Origin of the sequence: Alloalcanivorax marinus, assembly GCF_016785095.1 — a bacterium.
GTDB lineage: Bacteria > Pseudomonadota > Gammaproteobacteria > Pseudomonadales > Alcanivoracaceae > Alloalcanivorax > Alloalcanivorax marinus_A.
In genome coordinates, this window is the sequence record NZ_JAEKJB010000004.1 from 127,775 (window position 1) to 147,639 (window position 19,865).

The window sequence follows — 19,865 nt, forward strand, 5'->3', positions numbered from 1 at the left end:
TGGTGCGGGTAGCCGGATTCGAACCGGCACGGCCATACGGCCGAGAGATTTTAAGTCTCTTGTGTCTACCAGTTTCACCATACCCGCCTGACAGCAGAGGCTACTCGTGTAACACGGTGGGGTGAAGCGGAAATGGAGGCGCGGGTCGGAATCGAACCGGCGTATACGGAGTTGCAGTCCGCTGCATAACCACTCTGCCACCGCGCCGTGAACCTGGGGAATAAAAAACCCCGGTATGTGAACCGAGGTTCTTTTTAATCTGGAGCGGGAAACGAGATTCGAACTCGCGACCCCAACCTTGGCAAGGTTGTGCTCTACCAACTGAGCTATTCCCGCTTTTTTCTTCATCGTGGGCATCGCCCCGATGCGAAGCCGCATTCTACCCGAGCGACCCTCTCTGTCAAGACTGTTTTTTCTGTCCTTTCAACATCTTGGCCAAACTTTGCGCAGCCGGGGCGCGGGCTCAGTCACCGCCGCCAGCGGCCAGGAACTGAGGCGCGGCGGCACGCAGATAGCGCATCATGGACCAGAGCGTGAGCACCATGGCCAGGTAGAGCGCGGCATAGCCAATCCACAGGCCCGGCGTCATGAGAATATCGCCATCGGCGCCGTGTGCCGGCTTGAGCGCCAGCAGCACGGTGATCGAGCCCATCTGCGCCACGGTCTTCACCTTGCCCACCGCGCTCACCGCCACCCGGGCACGCTGGCCGAGCTCCGCCATCCACTCACGCAGGGCGGACACGGCGATTTCCCGGCACACGATCACCATGGCCGGCACCGACAGCCAGATGGTGGCGTGCACCTGCACCAGCACCACCAGCGCCACCGCCACGATCAGTTTGTCCGCCACCGGGTCCAGGAAGGCGCCGAACGGGCTTGTCTGACCGAGCTTGCGGGCCAGGTAGCCGTCCAGCCAATCGGTGAGGCCGGCGGCCAGGAACAGCCCGGCGGCCAGCATGTCGCTCCAGCCAAAAGGCAGGTAGAACACCGCCACCAGCACCGGAATCGCGGCCACGCGGATCAGGGTGAGGATGTTGGGCAGATTAAGAATGGGCGCGTGCTTGGACATGAATACCGTCTGTGCCGTCGGCGAAAAAAGAAAGTATATCGGAAAGCGGCGCGGCTCTCATTCCACGACGCATTCCGGCCCGCTATTCATGGAACCAGTTGTACAGCGTTTCGGCGGTCTGGGCATTGATCCCTTCCACCCGCGCCAGCTCTTCCCGGGAGGCGTTGCGGAGTTGCTTGAGGCCGCCGAAGTGGTTGAGCAGCGCCTTGCGACGCTTGGGGCCCACGCCGGGGATCTCTTCCAGGCCGGAGCGGCGCGCCTTGCCGCGCCGTGCCCGGTGGCCGGTAATGGCGAAGCGGTGCGCCTCGTCGCGCACCTGTTGCAACAGGTGCAGGGCGGCGCTGGCACCGCCGGGTACCAGTTCCCGGCCGTCGGGCAGATACAGGACTTCCAGGCCGGGACGACGGCTGGGCCCCTTGCCGATACCCATCACCAGTACCCGGTTATCCAACTGCAGCGACTGTATCACTTCGAAGCAGCGCCGCATCTGGCCCTTGCCGCCATCGATGAGCAGCAGATCCGGCAGCTTGCCCTCTTCCTTGACCACCCGCTGGTAGCGCCTGCGCACGGCTTCCTCCAGGGCTTCGTAATCATCGCCACCGTGCTCCGGGTTGACGTTGAAACGGCGGTAATCCGCCTTGCGCGCGCCCTGCTGATCGAACACCACGCAGGACGCCACCGCCCGCTCGCCCCGGGTATGACTGATATCAAAGCACTCGATGCGACGGATGGAGGCGTCCGCCTCGAGCAGGGTTTCCAAAGCGTGGAAACGTTCCTCCAGGTGCTCCCGGGCCGCCAGATCACCGACCAGCGACTGCTCGGCGTTGGTGCGCGCCATGTTCAGCCAGGCGAGGCGCTGGCCGCGAACCCGGTGGGCCAGCCGGATGCGCCGCCCGAGCCGGGTTTGCAGAGCTTCCTGCAGGGCCTCCTGGCCGGGCAGGGCCTCCGGCAGCACCACCTCGTGGGGGATCGACTGGTCATCGCGCTCGCCCAGGTAGTACTGGGCCAGAAACGCCTCCAGGATCTCGGTGAGATCCTCCTCGCCACGGGTATCCGGGCGGAAGCTGCGGTGCCCGAGCACCCTGCCCTGGCGCACCATCAGCACCTCCACCACCGCCAGGCCGTGACGGGCGGCCACGGCCACCGCATCCACATTGCCACCGCGATCGGTCTCCACGTTCTGCTTCTGCTGCACGGACTGGATGGCGGCCAGCTGGTCGCGCAGCTCCGCGGCGCGCTCGAAATCCAGGTTGGCGGCGGCCTGCTCCATCTCGGCGGTGAGCTGGTCGGTGACCGCGCGGCTGCGACCGGAGAGAAAATCCATGGCCAGGCGCACCTGCTCGGCGTAGGCCTCGCGGCTTACCGCCCCCACGCAGGGCGCGGTGCAGCGGCGAATCTGATATTGCAGGCAAGGCCGGGTTCGGTTACGGAAGAAGCTGTCGCGGCAGTTGCGCACCCGGAACACCTTTTCCACCAGGGCCAGGGTATCGCGCACGCTGCCGGCACTCGGGTAAGGCCCGAAGTAGCGGCTGCCGGGCCGGCGCTTGCCGCGATGGAAGGTGATGCGCGGGTAGTCGTCCGAGCTGGTGATCTTGATGTAGGGGTAGGATTTGTCGTCGCGCAGCAGAATGTTGTAGGGCGGTCGCAGTTCCTTGATCAGCGACTGCTCAAGCAGCAGCGCCTCCGCCTCACTGCCGGTGACCGTGGTCTCCACGCCGGCGATGCGCGACACCAGGGCCCGGGTCTTGGCGCTGGCCAGATTTTTCTGGAAATAGCTGCCCAGGCGGGCCTTGAGGTCGCGGGCCTTGCCCACGTACAGCACCTCGCCGGCGGCACCGATCATGCGGTAAACGCCCGGCTTGCGGGCGCAATGGGCCAGAAACTGCTTGGCGTCGAACTCGGGCAAGAACGGCTCCGTCGGGTCGCGATGGGGGCATCGAATGATGGCGCCGCGCGGGAAACTGTCAAGGGCCCGACGGTTCAGGCCGGATTGAGCTCGTTGGCGTCCACCATGCCGTGGCGCACCGCCACCAGGGCCATTTCCACGTCGCTGCTGATGCCCAGTTTATCGAAGATGCGATAGCGGTAGGTATTCACCGTTTTCGGTGACAGGCAGAGCTGATCGGCCACGTCCTGGACCTTATGACAGTTCACGATCAGCATCATGATCTGCAATTCCCGCTCGGAGAGCATGTCCAGGGGCGCGTGGTGGGTCGGCACGTAGGGCCGCAGCGCCATGGTCTGGGCGATCTCGGGGCTGATGTAACGCTGCCCCGCGTTGACCACCTTGATGGCCCGCAGCATCTCATCCAGATCCGCGCCCTTGCTCATGTAGCCGGCGGCGCCGGCCTGCATCAACCGGGACGGGAACGGCTCGTCCTCGCACACGGTCACCGCGATCACCCGCACCCCGTCGTCCTGGCGCAGCATGCGCCGGGTGGCTTCCAGGCCACCAATGCCCGGCATCTTGATGTCCATGAGCACCACATCCGGGTTAGACTCCCGGGCCAGGCTCACGGCGTCCTCGCCGGAACTGGCCTGGGCGACCACGCGAATCCCTTCCTGGTCATCAAGCATACGGGCGATGCCCGTTCTCACCAGGTCGTGGTCGTCGACCACCATTACCTTGATCATTGTTCTACTCCCCCACTTGGCGTCCCTGACAGTGGCTGTTCAGAAGAGTCCAAGACTAGCGCGACGGCGCTCTCCTGCCTAGGCCCCCGGCCAACCCTCGACCTTGGTCGTATTGACGCCCCCTTTGCGGGCGATTCGATTGACGCCCCCGGACACCGGCGCCATCCTGGCGCTCGGAATGGCAGAACCAATCACAAGGACAAACAAATGAGCGCAATATTGCTTCTGGTTCTCGGCCTGGGTGGCATGGCCGCGGGCTACTTTTTCTATTCCCGTTTCATCGCGGCCAAGGTCTATCAGCTTGATCCCGACTTCCGCACGCCGGCCCACGAATTCGAGGACGGCGTGGACTTCGTGCCCACCAACCGATTCGTGCTCTGGGGCCACCACTTTACCTCCGTGGCCGGGGCGGCACCCATCGTCGGGCCGGCGATCGCGGTGATCTGGGGCTGGTTGCCGGCGTTCCTGTGGGTGGTGCTGGGCACCATCTTCTTCGCTGGCGTACACGACGCCGGCGCGATCTGGGCAAGCGTGCGTAACCGCGCCAAGTCCGTCGGCGCCCTGACCGGCGAGGTGGTCGGCGGGCGCGCCCGCAGTGTGTTCATGATCGTTATCTTCCTGGTGCTGTTGATGGTCAACGCGGTGTTCGGCGTGGTGATCGCCAAACTGCTGATCAACAACCCCGGCGCGGTGGTACCGGTGTGGGGCGCGATCGCCGTGGCCCTGGTGATCGGCCAGTTGATCCGCCGCCGCGTCATTGGCCTCGGGCTGGTTTCCGTGCTCGGCGTGGCCTGCCTGTACGGGCTCATCTTCCTGGGGCCGCAGGTGCCGGTAGCACTGCCGGAGACGGTGGGCGGCCTGTCCGCCAACGCGGTCTGGATTCTGATCCTGTTCGGCTACGCGGCCATCGCCTCCCTGCTGCCGGTATGGATGCTGCTGCAACCCCGGGACTACATCAACGGCCTGCAGCTGTTCGTGGGCCTGATCCTGCTGTACGCGGCGGTGCTGATCGGTAACCCCACCGTGGTGGCGCCGATGATCAACTTCGACGCGCCAGTGGGTACGCCGTCCATGATTCCGCTGCTGTTCGTGACCATCGCCTGCGGCGCCATCTCCGGCTTCCACGGGCTGGTCGCCTCGGGCACCACTTCCAAGCAGCTCAACAAGGAAACCGATGCCCGCTTCGTGGGCTACTTCGGCGCCGTGGGCGAAGGCGCCCTGGCGCTGGCCGCGATTCTCGCCGCCACCGCCGGCTTCGCCTCCCTGGCGGACTGGCAGGCGGTCTATTCCGGGTTCGGCCAGGGCAGCCTGACCGCCTTCGTGGACGGCGGCGCCGCCATTCTCAGCGGTGGCACCGGGCTCGATGCCGAGGTGGCCGCCACCCTGCTCACGGTAATGGCCGCCCTGTTCGCCGGCACCACCATGGACACCGGCCTGCGTCTGCAGCGCTACATTTTCCAGGAATGGGGCGAGATCTATGATCAGGCGTGGATGCGCAAGCCGTTCCCGGCCACCATGCTGGCGGTGATCAGTTGCCTGGTGCTGGCGTTCGGCGCCGGTGGCGCCGACGGCTCCGGCGGCCTGCTGATCTGGCCTCTGTTCGGCACCACCAACCAGTTGCTCGCCGGTCTGACCCTGCTGGTGATCACCGTGATGCTGGTGCGGCGCGGGCGTCCCACCTTCTACACGTTGGTGCCGCTGGTGTTCCTGCTGCTGATGACCCTTGCCGCGCTGCTGATCCAGCTCAAGGGCTTCTACACCGACGAGAATTGGTTCCTGCTGGGCCTGGACCTGGTGGTGCTGGTGGCGGCGGTTCTGGTGACCCTGGAGTGCGCCGCCGCCCTGCGTCGCCATAAACGCCTGCACCAGGAGGAGGCGCGCTCTTGAAGAGCGCGCCCATCGTCGGCCGGCTGAAGCGCTGGTACCGGCACGCCAGCCATTGGGGGGCGGAGTATTACAACGCCCCCTACCGGGCCGCCATCGCCCGCGCCCGGCGCGACGAGGAAGACCTGTTCATGCTGCTGGTGTTCGCCGAGACCCTCGGCATTCCCAACCCGGTCGGCTGGTACACCCTGGAGTTGCAGCCTCTGCTGCTGGACCGTTTCCACGACTGGCACCGGCGCATGGGGCTGCCCCATTCCCCCCTGGATCAATTCCGCTGCTGCTGATGACCGATCTCGATTTCACCACTTTACTGCAACAGCGGCGCCTTCTGATGGTGGGTGGCAAGGGAGGCGTCGGCAAGACCACCACCGCCGCCGCCCTGGCCCTGGCCGCCGCCGGCCAGGGCCGGCGGGTGCTGCTGGTCTCCACCGACCCGGCGCACAGTCTGTCCGACGCCTTCGACCGGGAAATCGGTGACCGGGAGACCGCCCTGGCGCCGAATTTGTTCGGCCTGGAAATCGACCCGGATCACGAAGTGGACGCCCACCTGGATACGGTACGCGCCCGCATGGCCCGCTTCGCCGCCCCGGACCAGCGCCCGGAGCTGGAACGCCAACTGCGGCTCAGCCGCCAATCCCCCGGCGCCCAGGAAGCGGCGTTGCTGGAGCGGCTGACCACGCTGATGGATCAGGTCGATGACTACGACCTGATGGTGTTCGACACCGCCCCCACCGGCCATACCCTGCGCCTGCTCAGCCTGCCGGAAGTGATGGCCGCCTGGACCGAGGGCCTGCTACGCCAGAACCGGCGCGGCGAGGAATTGGGCAAGGTGCTCAACCACCTGACCCCGGGCCGCGATCTGGACAGCCTCACCGAGGAACCGGAACAGCGCGAATTGGCCGACCTGGATGAGCGGGCCCGCGGCCTCGCCGCGCCGCTGCTCGAACGCCAACGGCGTTTTCACCGCGCCCGCCGGCGCTTGCAGGACGCCGCCCACAGCGGCTTCCTGTTTGTATTGACCCCGGAGAAGCTACCGATCCTGGAAACCGAGCGGGCGGTGGCCAGCCTGGCGGACGCCGGCATCCCGGTGGCCGGCGCCATCGTCAACCGGGTGCTGCCGGACGACGCCGAAGGGGCCTTCTTCCGCGCCCGCAGAGAGCGGGAACAACGTCACCTGGCGGACATCGAGGCACGCCTCGGCGCCCTGCCCCGTCACCATCTGCCCCTGCTCGCCGACGACATCCATGGGCTGCAAGCACTGGAGGCCTTCTCTAGCCGGCTGCTGTCCTGACGTCCGCGGGCTCCAGATGGCAACGGAAAGGATTGCCCCGTTCCAGGTGATTTCCTCATCAAGAGTCCGGCCCATCAGTGTCTCGTTGGTTCATCACATCCCGCCTGGAGCGCGTATACTGTCGCCCAAGCCAGGTTTTTCGAGGTATCTATGCCCGCGTCCAAAAGCAGCCCATTCGCTCCGGTCCGCCGCCGCTCCATGGAGGAAGAAGTCTATCTGCGAATGCGCGAGGCGATCCTGCAGGGCGACCTGCCTGGCGGGGAGCGCCTGGTGCAGGAGGACATCGCCCAGCGTTTCGGTACCAGCCGCATCCCGGTGCGCGACGCGCTGCGACGGCTGGACGCGGACGGTTTGGTGGAAGCCGGAGCCCGGGGCGTCTACAGCGTCACCCGCTTCGGGCCGGACGACCTCAAGGAGGTCTACGCCCTGCGCGAACTGCTGGAAGGCCACCTCGCCGCGCATGCCTGCGAACACCTGGGCGCGGAGGCCCTGGACGAGCTGGAACAGCTCCAGGAAGAAATGGAGCATGCCCAAGCGAACCAGGACGCGGAGGCCTATGTGGCACTCAACCAGCGCTTCCACCGCGCGCTGTACGATGCCGCCGCCCAGCCACGCACGGAAAAGATCATTCTCTCGCTGTGGCAGGGCATTCCGCCCCTGACGCCGCTCACCATTGAACACCGCATGGAGGAATCCAGCCGCGAGCACCGCGCCATCATCGCCGCGCTGCGTGCCGGCGACAGCGCCGGTGCTGGACAGGCGATGCGCGCCCACATCGCCACCGCCGGTCGAGCGCTGCTTGACCATGTGGCCCGTGGCGAGGTGAACCTGCGTTGATGACCGGCGCTCTCAGGAGACACGCCGGTCCCGGCCCCGCCAGTACGGCTCGCGTAGCACGTTTTTGAGAATCTTGCCGGCCCCGGACAACGGCATCTGGTCCCGATATTCCACTGAGCGCGGGCACTTGTAACCGGCCAGTTCCTGGCGACAGAAGTCACACAGCTCGGCCTCGGAGGCCCGCGCGCCTTCCCGCAGCACCACGACGGCATGGACACTTTCGCCCCACTGGGCATGCGGCACGCCGATCACCGCGCAACTGACCACCGCCGGATGACGCGCGAGTCGGTTTTCAACTTCCGCGCAGTACACATTCTCGCCACCACTGACAATCATGTCCTTGAGGCGGTCAACGATGTAGATATAGCCGCCCTCGTCCATGTAACCGCCGTCGCCGGTGTGCAGCCAGCCATCACGCAGCACCTCGGCGGTCTGCGCCGGCTGGTTCCAGTAACCGAGCATGATGTTGTCACCGCGGGCGATGACCTCGCCGATTTCACCGCGCGGCAGCTCGGTGCCACTTTCGTCGACGATCCGCACTTCCAGGCCCCAACCGGCGCGCCCGGCGGATTTAACCCTGCCGTTGCGTAACGCCTCACCCTGGTGATTCCACCAAGGGTTCACGGTGATCACCGGCGCGGCCTCGGTCATGCCGTAGGACTGCATGAAACGAGCACCGGGAAGTGCCGCCATGGCCCGCTCCAGCAGCGGCAGGGACATTGGCGAGGCACCGTAGGTCACCGTTTGCAGCGCACTCAGGTCATGAGCCGCGAACCCGGGGTCATCCACCATCATCTGGATCATGCTCGGCACCAGAATCACATCGGTGACCTTTTCCCGGGCGATCGCCGCCAGAGCCTTCTCGACCCGGAAACCAGGCAACACCACCGAGGTGCCACCCACGATCAGCTGCGAAACCAACTTACCAAGTCCGGCGGTATGGAACAGGGGTACCGCCATCAGCGTCACGAAGGGTGACGGTACCTCCGTTTCCGCCAGCCGCCCCACCGCCGAACTCCACAGATTGGAATGCGAGAGCATCACCCCCTTGGGAAAGCCGGTGGTACCGCCGGTATACAGGATCACCGCCAGTTCCTCGCCGTCGGCGCGCCGGTCCGACACCGCCTGCGCCGCGGCAAGCCAGGGCTCGTAGGGTATGAGTCCCGGCGGTGTCGGCTCACTCCCCACATGAATGATCCTCTCCAGCGCGGGGCATCGCTGCCGCAACTCCGGCACCCGCTCCAGAAACTCGTCGTCGACCAGCAACACCCGGGCACCGCTGTCCGCCAATGAATAGGCCATCTCCTTGAGGCTCCAGCGAGTATTGACCGGATTGGCCACGAACCCGCCCCACCAAAGGCCGGCGAAGTAATCCCAGTGCGTCGCGCCGTTGAGCGCCAGAATCGCCACTCGATCACCGGGCTTGAGGCCGGCCTCGGCGAGCGCCCCGGCAAGGCGCGCACATCGGTCCGCTAGGGTCCGGTAATCACGGCGCAGACCATCATCGATGACCGCCGTTCGCTCGGGAAACTGCTGTACCGCCCGGTGCAGGCCTTGCGTCAGGTACATGGCTCGCTCCTTAATCCAGCGTCAAACCGGCGTCATCGATGATGCCGCCCCAGACCTGGCTGTCCCGTTCCACCCGGTCGACGAACTGGTCATGGGGAGTTCCTTCCATGATCAGGCTCAGCTTTCCCATGCGCTCGACCACGGACGGTTCCGCCACCGCCGCCATCAACGCATCGGATATCTCCGCCACCACCGGCTCCGGCATGCCGCTCGGACCGAACACGCCAAACCATCCCTGGTAGTTCATGCGCTCGAATCCCTGTTCCTGGAAGGTCCTGACCTCCGGCAATTGTGGCAGGCGTTTTTCACCGGTGACCCCGAGGGCGCGCACCTGGCCGTCCTCGATCAATGGCAAGGCACCCTTCCCTGACATGAACACCATGGGAATCTGTCCCGCCAACAGCTCATTGACGGACGGCGCCTCGCCGCGAAAAGCCACATGGATCAGGTCCAGATCGTTCTGCTCGCTGAAAACATGGCCATACAAATGGGCGCTTGAACCGGCGCCGTAGGTGCCATAGAAGGCATCGTCGGGATGGGCACGCACATGCTCGACGAATTCGCCCGCGTCGTGAACATCGAGATCAGAGCGCACCACCATCAGCAGGCTGGTGGTGGCGATACCGGCCACCGGCCTCAGCGCTTCCATCGGGTCGACCTTAACGTTCGGGTAGAGATGCGGCGCCTGAATCAAGGCGATATTGGGCAACAAAAGGGTATGCCCATCCGGCTGGGCCTGGGCCACGTACTCGGTGGCGATCATGCCCGCGGCACCTGATCGATTGTCCACCACCACGGGCACTCCCCAGCGCTCGGACAGCTCCTGACCCAGGGTGCGGGCGAGAATGTCATTGGCGCCGCCGGGCGGGTATGGCACCACGATACGCACCTCCTGGTCGGGAAAACCGGCGCGGGCAAACGGTACCCAAAGGATAAAGAAGGAGGCCATCAAAGCGTGTAGCAAACGAGTCTTCATCATCATTCTCCTTGTTATCGTGATGATCATGGACACGACGTTCAGCCGGCTTCTCGCATCATGTTGCGGGCGATCACCAATTGCTGAATCTGGCTGGTACCCTCGTAAATCCGGAACAGACGGACGTCCCGATAAAAGCGCTCGATTCCGTATTCGGACATGTAGCCGGCGCCACCATGAATCTGTACCGCGCGGTCAGCGACCCGACCGCACATCTCCGAGGCGTAGTACTTGCAGCAGGAGGCCTCGGTGGCCACGTTCTCTCCCAGATCGCGGCGCCGGGCCGCGTCCATGACCATGCAGCGGGCCGCGTAGATCTCAGTGCGGCAGTCAGCGAGCATCGCCTGCACAAGCTGGAACTCCGCCACCGCCTGACCGAACTGTTTGCGCTCCATGGCGTAGCGCAGGGCGTCATCGAGCATGCGTTCGGCGACGCCGACACAGATCGCGGCGATATGAATACGCCCCTTCTCCAACACCTTCATCGCGGTGCTGAAGCCTCGGCCGGGCTCGCCGCCGATGATATTCTCCGCCGGCACCCGGCAGCCATCGAACACCACGTCACAGGTGTGCGCGCCGCGCTGACCCATCTTGCGGTCCGGCTTGCCAAGGCTGATACCCGGGCTGCACGCATCGACGATAAAGGCCGACACGCCCTTGTGTCCGGGCTGGTCCGGCTCGCTGCGCGCCATCAACGTGAACACGCCGGCGTGCGGCGCATTGGTGATGTAGCGTTTGGTGCCGTGGATCACATAGTCGTCACCATCGCGCACCGCCCGGGTGGTGAGTGACGCCGCGTCGGAACCGGCCTCCGGCTCGGTAAGCGCGAACGAAGCGATCAGTTCGCCGCTGGCGAGCCGGGGCAGCCATTCTCTTTTCTGCGCCTCGGTGCCGTCCATGAGGATGCCCTGGGACCCGATGCCCACTGTGGTGCCGAACAGGGAACGGAACGCCGGCGATGTTTTGCCCATCTCGATCATCACCAGAGCTTCCTCTTCCATGGTCACGCCCAGGCCCCCGTATTGTTCAGGAATGGTAAGACCAAACAGCCCGATCTCCTTCATTTGGCGGACCACGTCGTCCGGAATTTGATCATGCTCCGCCACCCACTCTTCCCTGGGCACCAGGGTATCCCGAACAAAGCGACGCACCGTGTCGAGCAGCGCCGTCATGGTTTCCTGATCACGAATCATGCCTTTCTCCCGAGCGCTCCCGCGGCCATAGAAAAGTGGCGGGTTTTTTATTGAGGAAACGGTCCACGGCTTCACGATGCTCCACCGTGTCGAACAACACCACTTGACCCAGGGCCTCGCGATGCAACAGATCATCGATGTGTCCGGCTGACAAATTCCGGATTTCGCTTTTGATCAACGCCACCGCCGCCGGCGAGGCACCTTCAAACGCTCTGGCGATCTCCAGAGCACGCTCTGGCAGGCGCTCGCTATCGTGGCACTCGCTCACCAATCCCAGCGTCCGTGCCTCGACGGCGGATAGTTCCCGAGCGCTGAGCGCCAGTTCGCGCGCACGGCGCGGGCCGAGCGCGGCCACCAGTGCCGGCAACCCACCCAGGTCCGGCATCAGGCCGACACGCAGAAATGACATACAAAAGCGGGCACGGGGGCCGGCGAGCAGAAAATCGCCCACCAGCGCCAGGCTGAAGCCCGCGCCGTAAGCGGCCCCATCAACCGCGGTGATGACCGGGCAGTTGAGCGCGAGCAATGGCTTAAGCCATTCGTGGCCACGGGCCATGCGCCGGCGCCAACCGTCCGCGTCCAGGCGTGACCCGCCAATGCTCTTGAGATCACCGCCAGCGCAGAAGGCGCCTCCCTCCCCCTGAATCACCAGGGCACGAAGATCCTGATCGTCGGCCAGGCGGGAAACCACTGCTCTAAGTTCCTCGCGCAGCACTTCATCAAGGGCATTGCGGGTGCCAGGGCGGGACAGGGTGACGACCACCACGCCACCCTCTCGCTGTAAACGCAACGCTTCCATGGTCTACTCCGGCTTCAGATCGCGGCCGCCCTGCAAGGAACTGCCGCCATCCACGGTGAGCACCGCGCCGGTGACGAAGCCGGCCAGCGGTGAACACAGGGTCATCGCCATGTTCGCTACCTCGGCCAGTGAGCCAAGACGGCGCAGAGGCACGGTCTCACGCATGCGCGCCAGGGCCGCCTCGTTTGGCGCCAGACGGCGAATGCCCTCGGTGTCGCCGATCGGTCCTGGAACCAGGGAGTTGATGCGGATACCGTGCCCGCCCCACTCCATCGCCAGCACTCTGGTAACCATGTCCACACCGGCCTTGGCGGCGCAGGCATGAACCTGATAGCGGGTCGGGTTGAACGCCTGTGGCGCGGAGATATTCAGCACCGACGCGCCAGGCTTGCGCAGAAAGGCATGCCCGCAGCGCAATACGTTGAAGGTACCCAGCAGGTCGATGTCGATCACGGTCTTGAAGGCGTTACAGGACATCTCCAAGGCGCCGGCCAGGAAATTACCGGCGGCCCCGGAAATCAACACATCGATCTCGCCAAACCACTCCGTGGCTTGCAGGTAAGCCGCCTCCAGCGCGGCCGGATCGCGCACATCCGCGGCGCAGCCACGTGCCTCGCCACCTCGCTCGCGTAACCCGGCCACGGCGGCGTCCACCCGTTCCTCCGAGCGGCTGATCAGAAACAGGCGGGCGCCCCGGGCAGCAAATGCCTCGGCAATGGCCAGATTGATGCCGCTGCTGCCGCCAGCCACGAATACCGATGTGTTTTCAAAGTTCAGTTCATTCATCAAAGTCACCGAATACTGATGCCGGTTTCATCCACCAGCGTCCGCCAGGTTTTCAGGTCCTTCTCGATGACCTCCGCGAATTCATCGCCGCGGTTACCCACCGGGGTCAGGCCCAACCGAATCAGCAACGAAGAAACATCGTCTGAACGGACCACCTCTGAAATCGCCGCCGACAACTTATCGCGCACGTCACCGGGAATGCCGGCTGGCGCCAGCACGCCAAACCAGCCGTAGGCATCGAGACCCTCATAACCCAGCTCCTTGAAGGTAGGCACGTCAGGCTGGGTGGAAAGACGCTCCGAGCCAGTCACCGCGAGCACCTTGAAGGCGTCGCTGTCGAGATGGGAGCGCGAACTGGCCGCATCGATGATGGCCAGTCGTACCTGCTGACCCAGAATGGCATTCAGCAAAGGCGCCGAGCCCGGATAGGGTACGTGCAGCAGGTCCATGCCAGTCTGCAGATTCAGTGACTCTCCCTGGATGTGGGCGGAGGTGCCCATCCCGTAGTTGCCGAGCTCGTACTCGCCTGGATGCTCCAGGACTTCACGGACCAGTTCATCAAAGGTCTCCGCCGGAACGTCCGGCGTGGCCACGAACAGGCTTTGCGAACGGGCCACCAGGGAGAGCGGCGTGAGATCCCGGCGAACGTCATAATCCAGGTTGTCAAACAGGGCAGGAGCCTGCACTAGCAAGTTGATGCCGAACAACAGCCTGTAGGGGTTGCCCTGGTCGCGGGCCACGTAGGAAGCGCCGATATTGCCGCTGGCTCCGGGACGATTGTCCACCACCACGGCCTGTCCCCAGCGCTCCGAGAGTTTCTGCGACACTGCTCTTGCCAGGGTGTCGGTGGCACCGCCCGGCGGATAGGGCACCACGATCTCGATCTCACGTTCAGGATAGGCGTGGGCGTCGACCGGATCGGCGAACCCCACGCTGGACAGAATCAGCCCGCATAGCATCACCAGCGCGGGTGCCCGTAATCTTGTTATTGGCATTGTCATCACCTTTTTTGATTGAGGTTGAAATCACTGCACGGCCCGGGCCGCGTATTCCTCCTGAACATGCCGCCAGAGAATCTTTCCGGCGGCGGATTTAGGCAATTCATCGACGAAGCTGACCGAACGTGGCGCCTTGTACACCGCCATTTCGGAGCGGGCCCATTCGATAATGTCGTTCTCGCCGAGTCGATCACGGTAGTCGTCGTCAAGCACCAGAACCGCTTGCACCCGCTCGCCTTTCTCTTTATCCGGTACGCCCACGACACACGCCTCACGGACCCCCGGATGCCGATACATCAAGTTCTCGATTTCCGCCGGCCAGACCTTGTAACCGGATACCGTGATCATTCGCTTGAGCCGGTCGGTGAGGAAGAAATAGCCGTCCTCGTCACGATAGGCCAGATCGCCGGTTCGGAAGTAGCGGCGCCCTTCGATCTCGATAAAGGCATCCCGGTTGGCCTGGTCGTTATTCCAGTAACCGAGCATCACCTGCCCCCCGCTGGTTACCAGCTCGCCCTGCTCATTGTCCGGGAGAGGGACGCCGGTGTCGGGATGGATGATCAGCGAATGAACACCGAAGGTAGGCACGCCAAGGCATTGCCGTTTATTGCGATGCACCGGATTGGCGTGCAGGAAGGCCGCGGTTTCAGTAAGGCCGTAGGACTCATTGAAGACAATGCCGTGATCGTCGTTGAGTTTGCGCGACACCGCCTCCGGCATGGCGGCGCCGCCGCCGAAAATCAGCGACAGGCTGGACAAATCATGACCGGTCACCTCCGGGTCGGAAAAGAAGCCCATGACCATGGACGGCGGTGCGCCCCAAATGGTGACACCCCGGGCTTCGATCAGACGGGCCGCGGTGTGCCGATCCCAACGTGGCAGAATCACCAGGGTTCCCCCGAGGAAAAGGGGCAGGTTCATGGAGTTCTGTAGCCCCAGCATGTGGAACATGGGCGCCACGGATAAAAACACCGCTTCCGAGTTGAATGCGCGCCACAGCGTGGAGGCATGGAGTGCGGTTATCAGCGTGCGGTGGCTGTGCCGACACCCCTTCGGTTTGCCGGTGGTACCGGAGGTATAGGGCAGCACGCAGAGCTGATCCGAATCGAAGGGCTGGGCGGCGGGACGCCCCCCCTCTTGCAGGGCCTGATCCCAGAACACCACGGCCGGGTCGCGCGGTGGCCGGCGCTCGGCGGTAAGCCACGCTGGCATCGGCGGATCGGTCTCGCCCTGGGTGCCCAGCCCGTCCGTGTAGTGGAACACCAGGGTGCGAGTCACGGTACCATTGTCCACACAGGGGCGCAGCGAGGGATAGAGTTCCTCGGCACAGATCGCCAGGTGGGCGCCGCTGTCGTCCAGGTAGTATTGCAATTCGTCGGCGGTGCTCATGGCATTCACCGGAACCACCGCCGCGCCAATTGAAGTTACGGCGTAGAAGGCGATCACGAATTGCGGGCAGTTCTGGGCAAGCAGCAACACTCTTTCACCGCGCACCACGCCCCAGTGTTGCCGCAGATAACCCGCCAGTCGTTCAACCTGCTCCTGCAGTTGCGCGTAACTGACTTCCGTTTCGTAGAATACCAGCGCCGGCTTGTCCGGAAACCGGCGCGCCGATTGGGACAGCGCCTCCGGCAGGGTGATCGAAGGCACACGAATATCCTGCCTCAGGCCCCGTGGATAGAACTGGAGATGATTGTTATTCATGGTTTCTCCGTGAATATCAGACGAAGCGGCGGTCCAGATCCCGGGCGATCACTTCCTTCATGATTTCGTTGGCGCCGCCGTAAACCTTGCCGACTCGAGCGTCGGTGTACATGCGCGAGATCGGGTACTCCTCCATATAGCCGTAGCCACCGTGCAGCTGCAGACATTCGTCCACCACCTGACAGTGCAACTGGGTGGTCCACCACTTGGCCATGGCGGCGGTGGGTACATCCAGGCCGCCGTCCATAACGCGCTGGATGCAGTCATTGATGAAGCAATCAACCACGGTGGCCTGGGTGTGAGCCTCGGCGAGCTTGAAACGGGTGTTCTGCATATCAAGGAGGCGCTGACCGAATACTTGCCGCTGGTTGACGTACTCCAGGGTGTCGTCGATGGCCCGACGCATCGCCGCCGCCGCGCCAATGGCGATCAGTAAGCGCTCGCGGGGAAGCTGCTCCATGAGCTGAGTGAACCCCCTTCCCTCCTCGCCACCGAGCAACTGGCGACGCGGCACGCGCACCTGGTCAAAGAACAGCTCGGCGGTATCCTGACCGCGCTGGCCGATTTTCTTCAGTAGCCGGCCACGCCGGAACCCGTCCACCTCCCGGGCATCCACCAGAATCAGGGAGATACCGCGGCTGCCCTTGGCCTGACCATCGGTTTTCGCCACCACGCACACCAGATCCGCATGGTATCCGTTGGTGATAAACGTCTTGGCGCCGTTGATAAGGTAGTCGTCTCCGTCCCGTTGGGCGGTGGTGCGCACCGCCTGCAGGTCGGACCCCGCACCGGGTTCACTCATGGCGATGGCCGCCACCGTTTCGCCACTGGCCATGCCGGGCAGCCAATGGCGCCGCTGCTCCTCGCTGCCATAGTTGAGGAGATAATGGGCGACAATATTACTGTGCACGTTGAGGCTGAAACTGTTGAGCTGGGCACGGAACTGTTCCTGGCAAATCACCGCTTCGTGGCCAAAGCCACCGCCACCACCGCCATATTGTTCCGGAATGCCGGCGCACAGCAGCCCCAGGCGCCCCAGCTCGCGCCATACTTCCCGGTCAGGGTAGCCCTGGGCCAGCCAGCGGGCTTCCCGGGGCACGAACTCGTTTTCGAACATGCGGCGCACCGAGTCCTGGAAGATGCGCAGGTCCTCGTTCATCCACGCCGGTGCGGGAATACTCATGCATGGCTCCCTAGGGCCGGCCACCGCCGCAAACGACGGTCTGGCCGCTGATGTAATTGGATTCAGGGGTACAAAACAGATAAACCGCGTCGGCGGCTTCCCGGGGCGTGCCGGCGCGGCCCAGGGGAATACTGGCCTCGGCGGCGCGCAGATTGCGGGCGGACACACCCACCGCGATATCCCGGCCCTCGATTTTCACGGTCTTACGCTCTTCGGTTGCCTGGGTCAGGCGAGTGGCGATCAAGGCAAAGGCCACGCAGTTCACATTAACCTTGTATCGACCCCATTCCTTCGCCATCGCCTTGGTAAAGCCCATGACGCCAGCCTTGGCAGCGGAATAGTTGGCCTGGCCGGCATTACCCATGACCCCGGAAGTGGAGGAAATATTAACCACCTTGCGGAATACCTCCCGACCTTCTTCAGCCTCCCGTTTAGCGCTCTCACGCAGGTAGGGCGCGGCGGCCCGCAGAATCCGGAACGGCGCGGTCAGGTGCACGTCGAGAATCGCCGACCACTGCTCGTCATCCATTTTCTGGATCACGTTGTCCCAGGTGTAGCCGGCGTTATTGACGATGATGTCCAGCCCGCCCAGGGATTCCACGGCAGTGGCCACGAAGCCTTCGGCGAAATCCGGATCGGTGACGCTGCCGGGGAAGCTCACGGCCCGGCCGCCGGCGGCCTCGATATCCGCCACGGTATCCGCGGCCGGCACCGGGTCCAGGTCATTGACCACCACCGCCGCGCCCTCTTGCGCCAGTTTCAAGGCGATCTCCCGGCCTATGCCACGCCCGGAACCGGTCACCAGCGCCACTTTGCCGTCAAGCTTTGCCATTGTTGTTCCCCCTGTTCGTGATGCCATCGGCGGGCACTCGCACGGTAGCCTCGCCTTTGATTTTCAGCGCCTCGCCCTGGTCTCGTACCGACAGCGCCAGCGTCACCCGACAGCTCTCACCCAGTTGCTCGATGGCGGACACCCGGCCCACGCATCGCAGTCGCGCGCCCACCGGGGTAATCGAGGAGAAACGCACCGAGTAGGTTTCAATCCAGGATTGCGGGACCCAGTTGGTCAGAACCCGACCAAGATAGGCCATCGACAACATCCCGTGGGCGAACACATCCTCCATGCCCGCCGCGCGGGCGAAGTCAATATCCACGTGAATCGGGTTGTGATCGCCGGACGCGCCGCAATACAGTGCCAGGTCCAGCCGCGACACAGGACCCACTGACAACTCGGGAAGTACATCGTCGATGGCCATTCCGTTCATGAATCTCCTCCTTGCGGATTTCGAACCACGGTGACGCAGCGCAGATCCGCCACCGCCTGGCCGTGCTGATTAGTGACCCGCGTATCACGCACCACGAATTCCAGGGCACCACCCTTCTTGGCATGGATATCCGCGATCACTGGCTCGAATCGCAACCGGTCGCCGGCGTGCGCCTGGCGGTGGTAACGGAAGTGCTGTTCACCGTGCAGCACCCGGGCTATATCGATGCTCAAAAGCTTGCGCAACGCCGCCGGGTCCGGAGCATCCATCTCCAGACAGAAAAGGAAGGTGGGCGGCACCGGCAGATCGGGGTGGCCGGCACCCCGAGCCGTGGCGAGATCGCTGTAGAGCGGATCGTCCTGACCGATGGCCTTGGCGAACAACGCCAGGCGGCCGCGCTCAACCATGACCTCGAAGGAGGGCAAGGACGTGCCGATATAAGAGGTATCAATCATCGCGCCGCCTCAGTCCTTGCCGTACAGAGTGACCACGCAGGCGCCACCCAGCCCCAGGTTATGCTGCAAAGCCACCCGCGCGCCCTCGACCTGACGCGGGCCTGCGTCGCCACGCAGTTGCCAGACAAGCTCGGCGCACTGGGCAAGGCCGGTGGCGCCCAGGGGATGCCCTTTGGAAAGCAGGCCGCCCGAGGGATTGGTGACGACACGGCCACCGTAGGTGTTATCACCGTCCAGGATGAAACGTTCCGCGGTGCCAGGAGCGGTAAGTCCCAGCCCTTCGTAGGTGATCAGTTCGTTGGCGGTGAAACAGTCATGCAGCTCCACCACGTCGACGTCTCCAGGGCCTACGCCTGCCTCCTCATAGACCCGGCGCGCAGCCAGCTCGGTCATGTCGTAGCCGACTACCTTTCGCATGTCCTTGCTCTCGAAAGTGCCAGGCATATCAGTGGTCATCGACTGCGCGACGATGTGTACCGCCCCGGTCAGGCCCTGACGGGCGGCGAAATCCGCCGAACACACCACCGCCGCCGCCGCTCCACAGGTAGGCGGGCAGCATTGCAGGCGCGTCAGCGGATCAAAAATCATCGGCGCGTCCAGCACCTGCTCCAGAGCTACGGTGTCGCGAAACACCGCATAGGGATTGTTGGCGGCATGTTGGCGTGCCTTGACCGAGATGCGCGCGAAGGTCTCCGGCGCGGCCCCGTACTCGTTCATGTAGGCACGCGCGGCGCCACCGAACAACTGAGCTGCCCGGGGGGCTTGTTCATCGTAGCCCTGCACCTCGACCATGGCGTCGACCAGGCCGGCCACCGCCGGACGGCGATCCGGGAACGGGCTGCTCAGCGCGCCCGGCGTCATCTGCTCGAAGCCCACCGCCAGCGCGCAGTCCACCACACCGTGGGCAACCGCCTGACGGGCAAGGAACAACGCACTGGAACCGCTGGCGCAGTTATTGTTGACATTGATGACAGGGATGCCGGAAAGGCCGACTTCATAGAGACCGGCCTGACCGCTGGTGGAATCGCCATACACATAGCCGGCGTAGGCTTGCCGAACCTGGGGGTAATCAATGCCGGCATCCTTCAGAGCGGCGCGGACGGCGCGGGACGCCATCACATGGTAGGCCTCACTGCGACCCGGCTTGCTGAACGGGATCATCCCGACCCCGGCGACGTACACGCGTTCTGCCATTGTTCTCTCCCATCTCATTGACACTCAT

Annotated in this window: 19 protein-coding genes and 3 tRNA genes; 4 read left to right on the plus strand and 18 right to left on the minus strand. The window is 64.2% G+C overall.

Annotated elements, in window-relative coordinates:
- The 6 genes from JF515_RS05250 to uvrY form a co-directional block, all read right to left on the minus strand.
- Positions 1-87: transfer RNA gene (locus JF515_RS05250), tRNA-Leu, on the minus strand.
- Between the two features lie 46 nt (positions 88-133).
- A tRNA-Cys gene (locus tag JF515_RS05255) sits at positions 134-207 on the minus strand.
- Between the two features lie 53 nt (positions 208-260).
- Positions 261-336 (minus strand) — tRNA-Gly (locus tag JF515_RS05260).
- A 127-nt stretch (positions 337-463) separates the two neighbouring features.
- Positions 464-1,069, minus strand: a complete 606-nt coding sequence (gene pgsA, locus JF515_RS05265) for a CDP-diacylglycerol--glycerol-3-phosphate 3-phosphatidyltransferase (protein ID WP_203101686.1) — start codon at positions 1,067-1,069, stop codon at positions 464-466.
- 82 nt (positions 1,070-1,151) lie between these two features.
- Positions 1,152-2,975 carry an excinuclease ABC subunit UvrC gene (uvrC, locus tag JF515_RS05270; RefSeq protein ID WP_203101688.1) on the minus strand — a complete coding sequence of 608 codons (1,824 nt, stop codon included), beginning with the start codon at positions 2,973-2,975 and terminating at the stop codon, positions 1,152-1,154.
- 74 nt (positions 2,976-3,049) lie between these two features.
- Positions 3,050-3,703, minus strand: a complete 654-nt coding sequence (gene uvrY / locus JF515_RS05275; RefSeq protein WP_203101690.1) for a UvrY/SirA/GacA family response regulator transcription factor — start codon at positions 3,701-3,703, stop codon at positions 3,050-3,052.
- 207 nt (positions 3,704-3,910) lie between these two features.
- On the opposite strand from uvrY, the gene JF515_RS05280 reads away from it, so the two are divergent.
- From JF515_RS05280 to JF515_RS05295, 4 genes are all read left to right on the plus strand, one after another.
- Positions 3,911-5,590: a carbon starvation CstA family protein gene (locus tag JF515_RS05280; protein ID WP_203101692.1), complete on the plus strand. Its 1,680-nt coding sequence runs from the start codon at positions 3,911-3,913 to the stop codon at positions 5,588-5,590.
- An 11-nt stretch (positions 5,591-5,601) separates the two neighbouring features.
- Positions 5,602-5,871, plus strand: coding sequence for a cory-CC-star protein (locus JF515_RS05285; RefSeq protein ID WP_338015172.1), 270 nt, complete (start codon positions 5,602-5,604; stop codon positions 5,869-5,871).
- Positions 5,871-6,878, plus strand: coding sequence for an ArsA family ATPase (locus JF515_RS05290; RefSeq protein WP_203101696.1), 1,008 nt, complete (start codon positions 5,871-5,873; stop codon positions 6,876-6,878). The genes JF515_RS05285 and JF515_RS05290 overlap by 1 nt, the downstream gene beginning before the upstream one ends.
- A gap of 150 nt (positions 6,879-7,028) precedes the next feature.
- The gene (locus JF515_RS05295) at positions 7,029-7,715 is read left to right on the plus strand and encodes a GntR family transcriptional regulator (protein WP_203101698.1); all 687 of its coding nucleotides are present in this window, start codon (positions 7,029-7,031) and stop codon (positions 7,713-7,715) included.
- A gap of 12 nt (positions 7,716-7,727) precedes the next feature.
- Here the strand turns inward: JF515_RS05295 and JF515_RS05300 are convergent, their stop codons facing one another.
- The 12 genes from JF515_RS05300 to JF515_RS05355 are packed head-to-tail and all read right to left on the minus strand — an operon-like array spanning position 7,728 to position 19,837.
- Positions 7,728-9,284, minus strand: a complete 1,557-nt coding sequence (locus tag JF515_RS05300) for a class I adenylate-forming enzyme family protein (RefSeq protein WP_203101700.1) — start codon at positions 9,282-9,284, stop codon at positions 7,728-7,730.
- Positions 9,285-9,294: 10 nt separating this feature from the next.
- Complete coding sequence (locus JF515_RS05305) at positions 9,295-10,260, minus strand: Bug family tripartite tricarboxylate transporter substrate binding protein (RefSeq protein ID WP_203101702.1); 966 nt, start codon at positions 10,258-10,260, stop codon at positions 9,295-9,297.
- Positions 10,261-10,301: 41 nt separating this feature from the next.
- Complete coding sequence (locus JF515_RS05310; protein WP_203101704.1) at positions 10,302-11,453, minus strand: acyl-CoA dehydrogenase family protein; 1,152 nt, start codon at positions 11,451-11,453, stop codon at positions 10,302-10,304.
- The gene (locus tag JF515_RS05315) at positions 11,443-12,252 is read right to left on the minus strand and encodes an enoyl-CoA hydratase/isomerase family protein (protein ID WP_203101706.1); all 810 of its coding nucleotides are present in this window, start codon (positions 12,250-12,252) and stop codon (positions 11,443-11,445) included. The genes JF515_RS05310 and JF515_RS05315 overlap by 11 nt, the downstream gene beginning before the upstream one ends.
- 3 nt (positions 12,253-12,255) lie before the next feature.
- A complete protein-coding gene (locus tag JF515_RS05320; RefSeq protein WP_203101708.1) occupies positions 12,256-13,038 on the minus strand; it encodes an SDR family oxidoreductase in 783 nt (260 codons plus the stop codon).
- A 5-nt stretch (positions 13,039-13,043) separates the two neighbouring features.
- Entirely contained in the window at positions 13,044-14,033 is a 990-nt protein-coding gene (locus JF515_RS05325; protein WP_203101710.1) for a Bug family tripartite tricarboxylate transporter substrate binding protein, read from the minus strand.
- 30 nt (positions 14,034-14,063) lie between these two features.
- Entirely contained in the window at positions 14,064-15,740 is a 1,677-nt protein-coding gene (locus JF515_RS05330; RefSeq protein ID WP_203101712.1) for a long-chain-fatty-acid--CoA ligase, read from the minus strand.
- A 16-nt stretch (positions 15,741-15,756) separates the two neighbouring features.
- Positions 15,757-16,923 carry an acyl-CoA dehydrogenase family protein gene (locus JF515_RS05335; protein ID WP_203101714.1) on the minus strand — a complete coding sequence of 389 codons (1,167 nt, stop codon included), beginning with the start codon at positions 16,921-16,923 and terminating at the stop codon, positions 15,757-15,759.
- A 10-nt stretch (positions 16,924-16,933) separates the two neighbouring features.
- Entirely contained in the window at positions 16,934-17,755 is an 822-nt protein-coding gene (locus tag JF515_RS05340; RefSeq protein WP_203101716.1) for an SDR family NAD(P)-dependent oxidoreductase, read from the minus strand.
- Positions 17,742-18,188 carry a MaoC/PaaZ C-terminal domain-containing protein gene (locus tag JF515_RS05345; RefSeq protein WP_203101718.1) on the minus strand — a complete coding sequence of 149 codons (447 nt, stop codon included), beginning with the start codon at positions 18,186-18,188 and terminating at the stop codon, positions 17,742-17,744. The genes JF515_RS05340 and JF515_RS05345 overlap by 14 nt, the downstream gene beginning before the upstream one ends.
- On the minus strand, positions 18,185-18,643 hold the full coding sequence (locus JF515_RS05350) for a MaoC family dehydratase N-terminal domain-containing protein (protein WP_203101720.1): 459 nt from the start codon (positions 18,641-18,643) through the stop codon (positions 18,185-18,187). Before JF515_RS05350 ends, JF515_RS05345 begins: the two co-directional genes overlap by 4 nt.
- Positions 18,644-18,652: 9 nt before the next feature.
- Positions 18,653-19,837, minus strand: a complete 1,185-nt coding sequence (locus JF515_RS05355) for a lipid-transfer protein (protein WP_203101721.1) — start codon at positions 19,835-19,837, stop codon at positions 18,653-18,655.
- Positions 19,838-19,865: the final 28 nt, after the last annotated feature.